Origin of the sequence: Bacillus piscicola, assembly GCF_022458745.1 — a bacterium.
In the GTDB taxonomy this organism is placed as follows: Bacteria; Bacillota; Bacilli; order Bacillales; family Marinococcaceae; genus Alteribacillus_A; species Alteribacillus_A piscicola.
Window position 1 is genome coordinate 524,780 of the sequence record NZ_JAJJJF010000002.1, and the last position, 14,267, is coordinate 539,046.

The following is a 14,267-nucleotide window of genomic DNA, read 5'->3' on the forward strand; positions in this document are numbered from 1 at the left end:
TGGTTCGTAATGAGCACGATTACATTATATACATGGATTGGTTTTGCTATATTTCTTGTTATTATGCTCTTTCTTGGATTCATTAGTGCAAGAAAAACAAAAAGCGTCAGTGATTTTGCTACCGGTGGGGCAAGCTTAGGGCCCTATGTGCTCGGTCTATCCTTTGCTGCAACTTATTTAAGTGCTGCAACATTTCTTGGGTATCCGGGCTGGTCTTATGATTGGGGATTATCCAATCTATGGATATTCTTGGCGATGATCGGCGGTGGACCAATTGGAGTATTAATGGTAGCCAAAAAGGTAAGAAAACTGAATACGAAGCAAAAGTCCCTTTCTCTGCCGGATTGGCTGGGTGATTTTTATAACAGTGATATTTTACGAGTGGGGACAGGACTGATATTGCTTTTCAATATATTTTATATAGCTGCCCAATTTGTCGCAGGTGCGCGGATCTTTGAGTACCTTTTAGGGATGTCTTATACCAACGGTTTGATTTTCATTACAGCGATTGTCGTGCTTTATGTCTTTGCAGGAGGCGCTCTTGCTGATATATACACCGATGCTGTGCAGGCAGTTATGATGGCGGTTGCGGGTGTAGTTATATTTGTTTCTGGGATTGTCGTTTTTTGGGAAGGCAGTGTAACGAAGACATTCGCCGGTGTGGTCGATGGGCATAGCTCACAAAATGAGAATTTAGTAGAAGTATTTAATCCGAACTCTGCTCATTTCTATTCCATCGGCGCCATATCAGGAGCCATCGTGATTCAATGGGCCTTTGCATCTGCTCCTCATTTATTCAACAAAGTGCTTGGTCTGAAACATGAGAAAGATTTAGGAAAGATGATTGCGACTTATGTGATCACGGCTTCTTTCTGTCTGCTCGTTTTATTTGGAGGATTATATAGCAGAGTGGCACTTGGTGATAATGTGATGGAAGCGGATCTAGCGTTAATGGAATACGCTGTCTGGGCTTTTCCTGCCATTATTGTGGCAATTTTCGGGGTGGTCATTCTTGCAGCGGCCATGTCAACCACAGACGGAATTTTCGTTTCTATTTCTACTGTGTTTGCTAATGATATTTTCCTGAAATTCTTTGTAAAAAGAGGGATCATTAATATAAATGACGAGAGGGCTCAAAAGATTTCTTTGCAGATCAGTCGTCTGACTGTTCCTTTGATTGGCCTCGCTGCCTTCTTCATTGTTCTGCAGCCTCCTGCATATATGGGAGATGTCATGTGGATAGGAATTTCGGGCGTGGCAGCAGGCACAATGGGGCCGATTCTATATGCCATTTACGGCAAGAGAAAAGCTCCTGCTAGAGCGGCGGAGCTGTCGATGACTGTCGGTTTGCTCTCCTATCTTATTATCTACTTTACTGGTCTCGTTCCAAGTACGATGTCAGCAGGAGCAGTAGCTACGTTTATTGGTATTGTAACGATTGTGATCCTGGCGCGAGTACTGAAAACTCCCCACACAACGAATGAAGGAAAAATAGAAAAAAACCGCACACTGGCAAACTAGGGAAAGGGATGAGGTTCCATGTTTATTAATCCAATGCTTTCGATATGGTTATATGGGTTTCTTTTTAGTCTTACTGTCGTCGGTTTCTCCCTGTGGAAATGGTATTTTAAAAAGTAGAGTATCCATTATAAAGGGGAGGCAGATGATCAACATACACAAATCCTTTCGCGTAAGAGGTCACAATCTCCATACTTTCTACTATTGATACTTGATTTGGCCGCCGCTAAATCAAGTATTTTTTCGTAACATTAAAATGATGCTGTTCATGGATCGCAAGCAAATGTATACACTGGATGAGATTCGGATAGTCCACGACCGGGTCAGGGTAGCGGATTTGCCCGGCCACCTCTTCTTCCATGTCACGGAGCTGTACCTTTAGCTTGTCTGTTTCTGCTTCGAGAAGGGCTTGGATGTCCTCGAAAGTAAATTTCTCTTCCAAGCGGGACGGGGGCACGATAAGAAATGGAGCCTTCATCGGTCTTTTCCGCTTCTTCTGAAAGTCCTGATAAGGGTTATGTATTTCTGTTTTATACGGCTTCTTTTTCCGCAGGTGGGCAAATGGAAGCATGATGGGCAGATAGATATACGAAAATCTCCTGAATAACCTCTCCATTAAAAGAAGATGAAAAAACGTTTCCCCAAGTGACCACTTTTCCGGCAACGGCCTTCGCCAAGGAGTTGTAAAATCTACACCACTATCGTGATAAAATGACGTTCTTTGGCTTTTCATTCTGGCAAAATGGTGCTTGATTTGTTCACTTTTCACCTTCGTCCCTCCCTTGCCGTTGGTCAAAATGCTAAGGAATGTACACCTTTTTGCCACTTACCTAGTCGTTTAAAAACGTCTCTCCGTTTTCTGGTTTTCGGTACAGATGAATTCGTTCTTGTGCATCTGCTTTTTGTTCGGTGTCCCACCATTCCACTATCATGTAAATGTGGTCCACCTCTCTGAGTGAGATGGGGTTCATGCCGCTGCCCTCAATGGCGCCGGTCGTCTCTTCAGAAATATCGGTTCGTCCCGACACCGAACCTCCGTGAATTCTAGTATCTTCCCCGTTTACAACGATATGTGTGTTAAAACTAAAAAAATCCGTGACATATTCCTCTTTGCCTTTCATTTCCAGTGTACCATTCCCTGCTTTCTCTCCGTCTTCCGTCAGCATCATTTCATAACCAGTTAATTTCCACGTATCACTTTCACCGGGAAGCGATAAATAATAATTCGTTTCTGCCGGCTGTCCCGAACACGCTGATAATATGAACAACAGAGGGATCAAATTAAATAAAACAGGTTTCATGATATGCACCCTAACTAATTATAAAGTGATTGTAAAAACTTTTTTCTCTTTTCATCTAATAGGTGGTGTATTTGCGGATGATATCAGCGGAAAAGAGCCGCATTCTTCAGTTACTGTTCCTATTTTTTAAAAGATATAATTCTATTTCCATTTTATTTACCTTACCTTGTCTATAAGAAAATCGCGCTCATTGATTCTTGATTCGTTTGTTAATTCAAACTGTCCTCCTCCCCCTTCCAGTTTTGCTTGACTGTGATCCCCAACGTTCATTACTATTCATCGAAGCAGACGTCTACCTTTCTTTTTCAGCACAGCACCGAGCCCTTTGAAGCTGTTATTTTGACCGTTTTCTACAATAACAACTTCATCCGTGTGCTATGACGCTGTTATTTTGGCAAAATCCTAGTTTCATAGCCTCATACACCGGCTATGAAGTCGTTATTTTTACGATCGCTCCGGTTCATGACGTCATTGGGGGCATATGGGGTTCTTATTTCCATGCTTTCTTCGTTTCATGGCCTCATCCAACGCCTATGACACCCTTATTTTCGCATCCGCTCCTTTTCATGGCTTCATCTGGATCCTATGATGCTTCTATTTCTGCGCTAATGCCTGTTCCGGCTGTCACAAAATAATGGCATTTATCTCAGGATTCACTTTCTCAATTTAAGTGAGAAACGCTTCCATTACTTCCACGGCGGATACTTTACGCTGCTTAATCGCTAGAGCCAAGTCTTGGGCTGATTGAAACAAAAGAGTCAATGTCTATTCCTCCGTTATTGTGACGTCCATGCATCTGATAAAAATGACAGAAAAGACATCCGCTTTATGCCTCCACGATCAGCGACCGATCAATTTCGCCAATCGACTTCTTTCCGGATAGAGCCAAGGTTAAATCTATATCGGCAATAAGGTTACGGATAACTTGTTCGACGCCCTTCTCTCCCGCAACGGCCAAGCCATACACGAAAGGACGTCCAATCATAACAGAATCTGCTCCCAACGCCAGCGCTTTTAATACATCGGCTCCTCTCCGGATTCCGCTGTCCATCAAGACAGGAATTCTCCCCCGCACTACTTCCGCTACTCTCGGAAGCGCATCGATGGCGGGTACGGACCCATCAACCTGCCGACCACCGTGGTTTGAAACAACAATGCCGTCCACTCCATGATGTAAGGCCAAACGGGCATCTTCAGGATGAAGAATACCTTTAAGTATAATAGGCAGGCTCGTATGTTTCCTAAGAAAATCAATGTCGTCCCAGGTTACGCGTGTATTCCCAAATACCTTAAGATAAGCATTAATCGCTGCCTCCATGTCTTCATAAGGGACCTTTTCCAGCTTGGAACAGAAGACAGGATCATGAAGATAGTTACCAATGCCTTCACCTAACAAGAAAGGCAGATAGGCATTTCTAAGGTCGCGCTCCCTCCAAGCAACCAATGTGGTGTCCAGCGTAACCACAATAGCTGAATACCCTGCTTGTTCCGCGCGTTTTAACAAACTGGCATTCATGTCGTTGTCTTCATTCCAGTACAGCTGATACCATTTCGGGGAATCTCCTGCTGCGCTTGCTATAGCTTCCATCGGATTGGTCGATAAGGTGCTTGCTGTAAAAGGAATGCCTACCGTTGAGGCTGCTTTCGCCGATGCTAGTTCTCCGTCCGGGTGGATGATGGATTGTACCCCGATCGGTGCCAACATGAGGGGTGAAGCAAATGTCTCTCCAAACAACGAGACGCTTAAATCCCGATCCGAGACATCTTGGAGCATTCGCGGTACGATCTGCCACCGTTCGAATGCCGAGCGATTGGAACGTACTGTTTGTTCAGATCCAGCTCCTCCTGCCACATAATCGAAAGGCCCGTCTTCTAGTTTTTTTCGAGCTTCTTTTTCCCATTCTTCATAAGAAACAGGCAGACGTTCCTTCTCCGGCGAAAACATCCCTTGATACATCTCCTGTTGTACTTCATTTCCTGATTTGAACATATAAATCTTCCTTTCCTTTTTCACTATATACATTTTCAACAAGGGTTCTTTAAGGACCTTTTGAAAATGTCGATCTTTCCTTCTTTTTCCCTCCAACTTGTTTGATTGGAAGATAGGTTAGTTCTCCTCTAATGGCGGATAAACGACGGTTCCGTCTTCTTCTATAATAGGGGTCGCTCCCCATTTCCCCAGCTCGTGCAGGACCACTTCCGTCTCGCCCCCGGAGCTGTCTATTATGTGGTATACCTCCGACCCGTTCGCCCCTAGCCAATTGCTAATGAGAAGGCGGTGGCACCGGGCCGGGTGCCGCTCAGAACACATGCAGGCTACGTTTGTTTCTTTTGCTTTTTTCTTTAGCTCTTGGATCCCTGCAGAGAAATCTTCCGTCAGCGTGTAATCGGCGTAATTATGAAAAGACTGATTGTCCCATCCGTCGTTCAACTCTTCGGATACTTCCGCAGAAACACGCCGCCTGCCGCCGAGCGAAGGGAAGTGAGCGTATTCCAGTCTCGCGTCCGGCAGCCACTTTTCCATTTCTTCTTTTTTGAAGTGGGGATACTTCCGGCTCCCCGGAAATGCGCGGACATCCGCCACACAGCCAATGTCAGCTTCACGCAGCATGGAGACATATTGTTCTTTCGTATGCACAGAATGACCAATGGTAAATATCTTCATCAGAGTGCCCTCCAGAAAATATAAAGTTTCTTAGTGTGTATCTGTCTTCTGTTCCTTACCCTAATCTACCGTAGCTGACACAGTTGGAAATGGGTTAGAAGCAAAAAAGAAGCCCCCAAACGATACAGGCTTCTTGAAAGGTATTGGAATATATATCGTCGTAGTTACTTCAATCTAGATATTTCTTCTTCCAATTTTTTCCTAAGGTTTGTGAAACGTCCATTATATGTTCTTTTTACTTTTTCATAGATTACTATAACTTCTTTTTCATCATAAGAAGTTTTATTACGTTCTACCATCATATCAATCCATTGTTCTCCATCGTCAATTAACCCATAGGAAAAAGCTGCTTTTATCGTTGTTCTAGGACTTTTAATTTCCACAATTCCCATATATTCTAGAAACGATTTCATCATCTTCCAACTTAACTCAAACGTGAACTCAAATCGTTGGATAACACCGTCATAAACATTCTTTCCGTATATTAAAAGCAGTTTCGCTTTATTCAATCTATTTATAAAATGTATATCTATTTTTAGAGGAGTAGTCATTTGATTGATCGTATCTTCTATTATATTTTGTCCTCTTGAACGAAATTAATCGGGGCCGATTGAGCTACAATTCTTGAAACAACCGTGCCCGTTTCTAGATTATTGACGTGGTGCAAATAACATCACTAATACACCGACTAAACAGATACTTGCACCTGCCAAATCATATAAATCAGGTGTTTTTTTATCAATTCCCCACCCCCATAAAACAGAAAGGACGATAAAGGCTCCTCCGTAGGCCGCGTAAACTCTCCCAAAGGATGGGAATGTTTGAAATGTCGCTATCACCCCGTATAGAATTAAGGCAATTCCTCCAAATAACCCTAAAACTGCAGATTTATCTTCTCGTAACCATTGCCAAATAAGGTAGCCTCCACCTATCTCAGCCAATCCAGCCAATAGAAATAATATAAAAGCACGAAACACTGCTACACCTCCTGTTCGACCATCTAGCCCGATTTTTTTGATTGACAGCAAAATGCAGGGGATGAAATGATGGTTACAACTTTAAATCAAAATGAATTTTTAGTTCTTTCTTTCCTATGTCGGTAATAATTAAAGTGCGACTGGAAGGTTTCCGTTCAATCCAGCTCCGTTCCAAAAGTCGAGAAGCCATGGCTTGCCCTAAACAAGAGCGCCGCTTTTTTCCTAAATCCGTTAAGTCCAATCCGAAATCCCGAAAAAAAAACGTTCCCCACGAGATGTTACCATAAATTCTTTCCTCAAATAACCTAATCTCACCATGGATTCAGTCAATCCAACACCCAGCTTCCCTGCTAAATGGGCAGGTTGTGAAATGGTAAGGAATGATTCTACTAGACTCGCTACCTCTTGATTGGCAAGTCGATAATAATGGTGTCGGCCGTGTTTTACACAATAACAAGATTTCCACCAACCAGCTCGGCAAGATGAAAACTGGCTGTTTGCGGCTTGATGTCTGCCATACATGCTAATTCACTGGCTGTGTGATATCGATTATCCATTAAATTGGTTAAAAGGGATGCCTTTGTAGAGTCCCCAAGAAGAGAAACAACGTCAGCAATATTCGGATTTTCTCCCACACTTAACACGTCCTTTAAAGACAGGTTATTCCCCTAAATGGCATTAGAATGGTACATCCATTCTACTCTGTAGTATTCTTTTAAATTTTTTAATGCAGCATGATCCCCATACTTTCTCTTATTTAACATATGCCGCTCAGCCGTCTGAACGGATGCATGCCCTAATATATTCCGTACAGAAGCGGTATCCGCTCCATGTTCAAACATATAATACGTCGTATAGTGCCGGCATGGTTAGTCAATCAAAAATAGCATAGAGAACAAACAGAACTAAATAACAGACCTAATATCTTAAGATTTGAGGAATATTAATTTTTCCGCCTATATCGCCGATCCACAGCCCAAATCAAGAATGTCTTCATCTGTTATGGTGGTAAAAAGTCGAGCGACAACCTCTCCAAATTTCGAAACAAATGAGTGCTTTTTGTCGTATGGATAAACAAAAAATAAAGGATGAACGACACAAGTCTCATTCAACCTTTTTCTAATTTATTATAAATTTTTTTAGTAACTTTATATCAGTATCATGCTCTGCTACTTTTACAGCTACGCTTGCGACACTAGTTTTTTTTCTCGGTGTTACTGGCAACTTGCTCGGACACGTTATCTAGTTTGTCTATAATAACTTGTTGTCCACTTCAAGTCTTTCCAAACGCTCATATAATGGTTGTAACTTCTTGTCTAACAAGGATGAAAACATTTGCATTAACTCTTTATTTTCCACGTCCTCCCCACCTAAACTTATTATACCAACTATTGAATGAAACATTTCCTGTTCCACTTCATATAGGAACAGGAATGCAGGAAAAATTCTTAGAAAGCGCCGGATCCGCCTCCGCCGCCTCCTGCTCCGGTGCCACCACCACCGCTGCCCATTCCTGTTGCCGCAGAGGCAGAAGCGTGACGGTCTGCTTCCTGCAACGTGGGATGAAGCATGCTGCCGAGCAATAAAAACATCATCCAACCTTCCGATGCGGTCGGATGCATTGGTTCTGTGAAAAGATCGCGCTTTCCCATACCCATTTGGTACAGGAAGGCAGGTACGTTATCCTCGGCTTTCCACTTCTTCCATTGATTGCCGAGTGTGAGCGAGCCAAGTTTCTTTTTGAGCTTTTGTCCTTGAATGGTTAATGGCCGGTAAGCTAATGTGAAAACGATATACACTAGCGTAAGGGCAACCGCTGCAACGGCCCAGCCGACGAGACCATAATAGGCAAATAAAATGGCAATGGGCAGCGCGAGGAGGACGAGAAAACCGGCAATCCACCTTGGCGCCGTGGATTCTGTATACAAATCATGTTGTTTATACTCCTGCTTCACCGCACTTTGCCAAATCGAGTAGTCTTTTCGGTATTGTTCTTGGTTCTTTTTTTCCTTTGTATAAGCTTCCACATCCTCCATATGCAAGGTCCCATCTTCCCTGCCTATTTTTCCGAACATCCAGTCCAGCAAATATTGCTCGTGTTCATAATCGGTCTCCCGGCTCTTGAGTTGAAGTACGTTGTCTGATTGTTTCGCCACTTTTCCTTTTCTGACTAGATCAAGAAAGGAGGCTGTTAACGCGGACACGGGGAGCTGACCGTGGTTCATAAATAACAGCATCGCTGGTAGACTCATCCGCTCCTTTGGAAAATGGCCGGTTCCTTTTTCTTGCCGCTCCACTTCATGAATCTGCTCCCGTCGTTTCCACAAACCGTAAGCCATCAGCACGAAAGCAGTGATCGCCATTCCGCCTATGAGCCATGGTGCGAGTCTATTCCACCGTGCCTTGTTTTCCGTGTGAGCGGCTACTTTCTTATCTAAAGCTGCCTCCTCTTGGAGAATCGTGTCAAGCATAGGTTCAGCGCTTGTGACGTCAGCAGCCGGGAACATATCCCGGTCGTAAGCCACCCGGATGTCTCCGTTTGTCTCGTCCGGCACTTCTCCTAATTGGAAGGTGACGACGCCATCCTCTTGGACCCGCGCCGTTCCATACGCTTCGTCATAGCCGTAAGCAGCTTTTACATCTGCAGGCTCTGGCGGCACGATCGTGATCGTTAAATCTTGATAAGTAGATTCATTGCTTGTGTCGAAAAAAGGCCAATAAAACTGAGCAACATCCTCATAGACGTCTACTCCACCTTTTATGGTGTAAAACAAATCGATCGTCACCGTCTCGTTTTTTCCTTTACGGTGCACTTTATATAATTCATCGTCTTGTTCAACGGGCAACTTCGTACCATTTTCCAACGCACGTACATTAGCAATGGCGCTATCCTTTTTTGGTACCAATGTCCGGGTAATCCCGTTAAACTTCCCCTCAAACGTGTACGTATGGGTCTCTTTCACTTCCACTTGTCCATCCGGCTTCAGCGCAGCATGAATGTCTGTTTCATTAATTTCATACTCTACCGCGAATGTGGGATTGGCAAAGACCACAAGTAAAAGGAAAAAGAGCACAACACCGGGCACTTTTTTCATCAAACACCCCTCCTTCATTCTGCTTTTTCTTACCCTCTAACATACATTTGAATTATTTTTCTGTTTTATAAAAACCGTACAACCAATTACTCCTATACAAAGCCTTATTCTGGGCATGGCATCTAACGGCGGAACAACCTATTCCACCTTGTTGTGGGTACGCTTTGAAAACGTTTGCGATAGAAAATAGGCTATGGTGGCAGACAAAAGAGCTGGAACTAGTGTGAGCAAAAATGAGCTGTTAGTTGAAAGGATTACAGTTTGCTGAGGCAATGCCGCGTTCGCATTCCAAGCCTCCTTTATATCGGGAGTGTAAGCGGACGTAAGGTACATCCCAGACAACACTTCAGCCGATACAATAAACAGCGAAAATAACAGCAGGAAACTAACAACAAATACCATATATTTTTTCACTGGTAATCCTCACCTTTATTTATCGTTTATTCTTTCATTTTAACATATTGTGTTTAACAAACTGTCTCCGGTTCCAGCATAGAAGTATTCCATACTCGCGCTGTTGCTTCGAAATCGCGCCAATGCGATAATAACGACCTCATTGCGAGCGAATGAAGCCATGAAACAACGAAACTGTGAAAATAACAACACCCAAACCACCTGATGATGTCGTGAAAACGCGGCACCTTGAAAATAACAACGCCATACGGGTGGGATGACGTCGCAAAAAGAACCACGACCATAAATAGCAACCACAGAGCAGGTGTATGAGATCACGAAATCGGAGTACCATCAAAATAGCATCGTCAGACGGTATGCAAACACAGTCCGGCACCAAGGGGGAGTATGAATGTCTGGCAGGCACGGGCTTTGTGGTCTTTATTTTTGAAACCGCTCCATTTCGTGGCTTCATTGGAGTCGTATGAGGCTGTTATTATAACGCTTTCTTGTTTTGGTGCCTTCATACAAGGGCTATACTGCCTTTATTTCTGCGAACGCTCTTTTTCATGACTCCTTTCCGGGTGTATGACGCTCTCATTTCCATGCTTTCTTGATTTCACGTCTTCATACAAGGGCTATGCTGCCTTTATTTCAGCGGACACTCCTTTTCATGACTCCTTTCCGGGTGTATGAGGTTGTTATTCCAGCACTATCTTGATTTCATAGCATCATAATCTCCTGGCGGCCACAAAAAAACAGGAAGGTACCTTTCAACCTGGTATCTTCCTGTTTTTATACTCTGGTAAAACTGCAAACACATCTCTGACTACACGTTGTCGACAACAATGACTTTCGCATCTGAGGCAAACGGGTTAAAGACGCGGTGAGGAACATCATCTGGAATAATAAATGCGTCTCCTTCTTTCCACTCGACAACTTCCTCCCCTACCTCCATTTTAATGCTGCCTTCCGTGATGTAAAAAGAATGTCCATCGTAACACACGTGGTCCGCTTCATATCCAGTTGGATACGTCACGACACGCAGACGCTGTTTGTCGGTTTCAAGCCATCTGGACAATGCTCCGGTTGATGCTTTATCCGGTGTTGCCTTTTCATCTCCCCTGCTGATATGTACTTTTGTTAAATTTGTCTCCGCCATCCCAATCACTCCCTATATTTACTTTTTCCTTGTGCAAAAGGGAAAACACCAATGACATCGGAAAAGAAACGATTACAAAAAATGACTTTAATAAACAACTTAGAATGGTGATATTAAAATAGTCGTCAGCCTAATAGATACCATTATTTTTTCCTTAATTCATGAACCCAGACGACTGCTTCCGGATCCCACACGGCCCCGTGATGAATGGAGGTGAGTGCTTCTTTGTATGCATCTAAACTGGTATAGCCTTCCTTCTTGACGTTTTCTTCCGTGATCGCTTTAAGCTTTTGCTGATACACATTTTCGACGATAAACGCATGCCCGTCCAACACCAATTCGTCACCAGCGTCGGCATAGCGGTTATTACGTCGTTGCGATGTTTTTTCCCCATTCATCATCTTGTCTATATCCTTTTGGTGGGTGACAAGCTTATTGATGTCAAACTTCTCCGGCCAATCTTGTTTATTTTCATAGACCATGACGGATCGCTCCTTTGGATATCCTAAAGATTGTGATTGTTAAGTGGTTATATACTGATGAACGAAAGAGGAATGCCAGGCGTTAGCTAATGATATGCTATCCTCTGTTGAAACAGGAGCATTTGTGGAGTGAAGTGGGTCATTTCATTCGTGGTACCTCCACTTTGATCAGGAGATCCTCACTATCCACCTCCCCTCTCATAATGGTACCAAACTCTCAAGTCGTTTACTATCTGCCAACCCTTAATGTACGGTTATTCATCAACTAAGCAAGTGATTGATTCTTTGACGGAGGAAGTCAGGGAGAGACACAAGTTTTCATCGTGCCTTTCCTTTCTGCTTATTTATTATGCTTATGGTCATGTAAATAACAAAACCTCCCAAAAGAGGGATACCCGTCCAAAAACAAATCTGAAGCAAGAAAGAAAAATAACCGGAACCTCCTGCAGCTCCTGGTAAGAGAGTACACGCCGTGACGAGACAATGAAGACCCAGCATAATAAAAATGGAGGCCATTATCCATTCTGTTCTTTTCATTCGTCACCCTCCCTTGCTTCCGGAAAACATAATGTAAAGGTTGTTCCTGCTCCGCAATGGCTTTCTACGTCTACTGTTCCATATTGGAGTTCCGTTAATTGTTTCACGATGGCAAGCCCCAAACCTGTTCCTCCGAAATGACGAGCCCTTGACTTTTCAACCCGATAGAAGCGTTCAAAAATATAAGGAAGTTCCTCGGAATCTATCCCGGGGCCGGTGTCAGATACCATTCCTTTTACTTGTCCGTCTTCCGCAAATACTTTGACTCGAACACTGCCATGCTCTGTGTATCGCACGGCGTTTTGGAGTAAATTCATCAAGATCTGTTCCAAACGAAAACTGTCCGCCACGATATCAGGGATGTTTTCCTCTATTTCCGTCACAAAGGTTATTTCTTTTTCGCCAATATGCGCTCTTGCTTTTGCCACGGCATGTTGAGCTACAGAACCAAGATTTACGAGTTCCAGCTCCAAAGGGAACCGTCCTTCTTCCATCCGTGATAATTCAAATAAATCATCAATCAATCGATTCATTCGGTTTGCTTCCTTATGAATGATAGTAATAAATTGTTGTTGTTGCTCTGCGTTTTGATGGAGGCCATTTTGTAAGGCATGACTATATCCTTGTATATAAGATAGCGGGGTTCGAAATTCATGAGAAATATTAGAGAGAAATTCACGCCTGCTGTCCCGATACATTTTTAATTCTCGTGCAAGCTCATTCATCGATCGAGCCAAAGAACCCAGTTCATCTTTTGTTGCGACAGGGACATCCGCTTCCAGATCTCCATGTGCGAACTTCTTCGCTGCTTCTTCCATCATCTGCAGAGGCCTAGTCAGTTTTCTGGAAAAAATAAACGTAAAACCAAGAGCCAAAAGCAGAGCTCCAAGCGCTGACAGAAACAACGCATTTCGTATTCGAACGGCCGAACCGCTCATCATATCTGCAGGAGAAAAGACATAAATAGCGCCGTTTTTCTCAGCGGTTCCTGTCATCGCTTCCTCCGCATACAAATAACTTCGGTTTGTGGATGGATCCGTATAGATTCCAGTTTCCGATTTACCTGGTGTAAAATGTTCCATCCCTGACGTGGCGATGACATGTCCTGCCTGATCAAATACGATAATCTCTCTTTTGGTTTCGGAAATAGAGTCAACTAGCTTTTCTATTTCCGCCTTATCTTCGGAGGACAGAAGCACGGCATACTGCGCAGCCATTTCTTCTGTCTCTTCCTTGAGATGCGTATCATTATAATGATGAAAGATCTCTAAAATCACAAAACTGAGGGGGAGTAAAACGACAAGAAACAGAATGGTGATAGCCCCGCCAAGCTTATAAAATATGGAATTCATGAAGTTGTCTCTTCTACTAGGTTAAAGGTATAGCCAACACCCCAAACCGTTTTAATCGGGTTATATGTAAGTCCATGAGCCTTTAGCTTTGTGCGAATATTTTTTACGTGCGTATCAATAATTCTTGGGTCATGCCACTCATTTATTGGCCACACCTGCTCCATTACGTGGTCTCGGGTGAAGACGCGCTTTGGACGATTAGCCATTAAAAATAAAATATCAAACTCTTTCGCCGTAAGGTCAACGGGAGTCCCTTTCACTTTTACCTCGTGACACTCTACATTTATACGTAATTCTCCAATCTTTAAGTCTTGAGTTTTATCGTGGTCAGCATAAGCGCTTCTTCTAAGTAATGCTTTTACGCGGGCAACAAGTTCTTCCGGAGCAAATGGTTTTGTCAGATAGTCGTCTGCTCCAACATCCAACCCCTTCACGCGATCAGAGACCTCTGTTTTTGCCGTGAGCATCAAGATGCCTGTCTCTGAAGCTGTTTTTCGCACTTGCCTGCAAACCTCCCACCCATCTACTCCAGGCATCATAATATCTAGAATAAGAGCATGGAAAGGTTGTTTTTGTGTTTTTATTTTTTGTAGCGCTTCTTCACCAGAACTCGCTTCTTCCAGAGCGTATCCCTCGTTATGAAGATAAACACAGACTAATTGGCGCATTTGTTGTTCATCGTCTACGACCAGTATACGTGCCATCCATTTCCCCCCATTTGTCCGTTGTGTGTAGTATAGCTGACAATTGTGGAATTTGTGTGTAGCAGAATTGAACTCTGTTCA

At 43.4% G+C, this 14,267-nt stretch carries 15 protein-coding genes; 1 reads left to right on the forward strand and 14 read right to left on the reverse strand.

All coding sequences use genetic code 11. From position 1 onward, the window contains the following. The first annotated feature begins 9 nt into the window (after nt 1–9). Complete coding sequence (locus tag LOR49_RS07250) at nt 10–1,521, forward strand: sodium:solute symporter family protein (protein WP_240375626.1); 1,512 nt, start codon at nt 10–12, stop codon at nt 1,519–1,521. 223 nt (nt 1,522–1,744) lie between these two features. Here LOR49_RS07250 and LOR49_RS07255 read toward each other — a convergent pair whose 3' ends face one another. The 14 genes from LOR49_RS07255 to LOR49_RS07320 form a co-directional block, all read right to left on the reverse strand. After that, nucleotides 1,745–2,287 (reverse strand): DinB family protein, encoded by a 543-nt coding sequence (locus LOR49_RS07255; protein ID WP_240375628.1) that lies wholly within the window; start codon nt 2,285–2,287, stop codon nt 1,745–1,747. 61 nt (nt 2,288–2,348) lie between these two features. Continuing rightward, on the reverse strand, nt 2,349–2,819 hold the full coding sequence (locus LOR49_RS07260; RefSeq protein WP_240375630.1) for a hypothetical protein: 471 nt from the start codon (nt 2,817–2,819) through the stop codon (nt 2,349–2,351). Between the two features lie 826 nt (nt 2,820–3,645). Next, nucleotides 3,646–4,809: a lactate 2-monooxygenase gene (locus tag LOR49_RS07265; protein WP_240375632.1), complete on the reverse strand. Its 1,164-nt coding sequence runs from the start codon at nt 4,807–4,809 to the stop codon at nt 3,646–3,648. A gap of 117 nt (nt 4,810–4,926) precedes the next feature. Next, the gene (locus LOR49_RS07270) at nt 4,927–5,484 is read right to left on the reverse strand and encodes a DUF488 domain-containing protein (RefSeq protein ID WP_240375633.1); all 558 of its coding nucleotides are present in this window, start codon (nt 5,482–5,484) and stop codon (nt 4,927–4,929) included. Nucleotides 5,485–5,648: 164 nt separating this feature from the next. Further along, on the reverse strand, nt 5,649–6,035 hold the full coding sequence (locus LOR49_RS07275; protein WP_240375634.1) for an HI0074 family nucleotidyltransferase substrate-binding subunit: 387 nt from the start codon (nt 6,033–6,035) through the stop codon (nt 5,649–5,651). A 99-nt stretch (nt 6,036–6,134) separates the two neighbouring features. Then, nucleotides 6,135–6,461: a YnfA family protein gene (locus LOR49_RS07280; protein ID WP_240375635.1), complete on the reverse strand. Its 327-nt coding sequence runs from the start codon at nt 6,459–6,461 to the stop codon at nt 6,135–6,137. Nucleotides 6,462–6,904: 443 nt separating this feature from the next. Beyond that, nucleotides 6,905–7,096 carry a winged helix-turn-helix domain-containing protein gene (locus LOR49_RS07285; RefSeq protein ID WP_240375637.1) on the reverse strand — a complete coding sequence of 64 codons (192 nt, stop codon included), beginning with the start codon at nt 7,094–7,096 and terminating at the stop codon, nt 6,905–6,907. 33 nt (nt 7,097–7,129) lie between these two features. Continuing rightward, nucleotides 7,130–7,303: a hypothetical protein gene (locus LOR49_RS07290; protein ID WP_240375639.1), complete on the reverse strand. Its 174-nt coding sequence runs from the start codon at nt 7,301–7,303 to the stop codon at nt 7,130–7,132. Between the two features lie 606 nt (nt 7,304–7,909). Beyond that, entirely contained in the window at nt 7,910–9,556 is a 1,647-nt protein-coding gene (locus LOR49_RS07295; RefSeq protein WP_240375640.1) for a DUF2207 domain-containing protein, read from the reverse strand. 1,222 nt (nt 9,557–10,778) lie between these two features. Next, nucleotides 10,779–11,111, reverse strand: coding sequence for a cupin domain-containing protein (locus LOR49_RS07300; protein WP_240375642.1), 333 nt, complete (start codon nt 11,109–11,111; stop codon nt 10,779–10,781). 143 nt (nt 11,112–11,254) lie between these two features. Beyond that, nucleotides 11,255–11,593 carry an ASCH domain-containing protein gene (locus LOR49_RS07305; protein WP_240375643.1) on the reverse strand — a complete coding sequence of 113 codons (339 nt, stop codon included), beginning with the start codon at nt 11,591–11,593 and terminating at the stop codon, nt 11,255–11,257. 318 nt (nt 11,594–11,911) lie between these two features. Next, entirely contained in the window at nt 11,912–12,130 is a 219-nt protein-coding gene (locus LOR49_RS07310) for a hypothetical protein (RefSeq protein WP_240375644.1), read from the reverse strand. Next, entirely contained in the window at nt 12,127–13,482 is a 1,356-nt protein-coding gene (locus LOR49_RS07315) for a HAMP domain-containing sensor histidine kinase (protein ID WP_240375645.1), read from the reverse strand. The genes LOR49_RS07310 and LOR49_RS07315 overlap by 4 nt, the downstream gene beginning before the upstream one ends. Further along, nucleotides 13,479–14,186, reverse strand: a complete 708-nt coding sequence (locus LOR49_RS07320) for a response regulator transcription factor (RefSeq protein WP_240375646.1) — start codon at nt 14,184–14,186, stop codon at nt 13,479–13,481. Before LOR49_RS07320 ends, LOR49_RS07315 begins: the two co-directional genes overlap by 4 nt. Nucleotides 14,187–14,267: the final 81 nt, after the last annotated feature.

Bases quoted from the DNA above. Each gene is read 5' to 3' on its own strand.
- LOR49_RS07250 (WP_240375626.1), top strand. From the start codon at position 10: ATGAGCACGATTACATTATATACATGGATTGGTTTTGCTATATTTCTT.
- LOR49_RS07260 (WP_240375630.1), bottom strand. From the start codon at position 2,819: ATGAAACCTGTTTTATTTAATTTGATCCCTCTGTTGTTCATATTATCA.
- LOR49_RS07265 (WP_240375632.1), bottom strand. From the start codon at position 4,809: ATGTTCAAATCAGGAAATGAAGTACAACAGGAGATGTATCAAGGGATG.
- LOR49_RS07270 (WP_240375633.1), bottom strand. From the start codon at position 5,484: ATGAAGATATTTACCATTGGTCATTCTGTGCATACGAAAGAACAATAT.
- LOR49_RS07275 (WP_240375634.1), bottom strand. From the start codon at position 6,035: ATGACTACTCCTCTAAAAATAGATATACATTTTATAAATAGATTGAAT.
- LOR49_RS07290 (WP_240375639.1), bottom strand. From the start codon at position 7,303: ATGTTTGAACATGGAGCGGATACCGCTTCTGTACGGAATATATTAGGG.
- LOR49_RS07295 (WP_240375640.1), bottom strand. From the start codon at position 9,556: ATGAAAAAAGTGCCCGGTGTTGTGCTCTTTTTCCTTTTACTTGTGGTC.
- LOR49_RS07300 (WP_240375642.1), bottom strand. From the start codon at position 11,111: ATGGCGGAGACAAATTTAACAAAAGTACATATCAGCAGGGGAGATGAA.
- LOR49_RS07305 (WP_240375643.1), bottom strand. From the start codon at position 11,593: ATGGTCTATGAAAATAAACAAGATTGGCCGGAGAAGTTTGACATCAAT.
- LOR49_RS07310 (WP_240375644.1), bottom strand. From the start codon at position 12,130: ATGAAAAGAACAGAATGGATAATGGCCTCCATTTTTATTATGCTGGGT.
- LOR49_RS07315 (WP_240375645.1), bottom strand. From the start codon at position 13,482: ATGAATTCCATATTTTATAAGCTTGGCGGGGCTATCACCATTCTGTTT.
- LOR49_RS07320 (WP_240375646.1), bottom strand. From the start codon at position 14,186: ATGGCACGTATACTGGTCGTAGACGATGAACAACAAATGCGCCAATTA.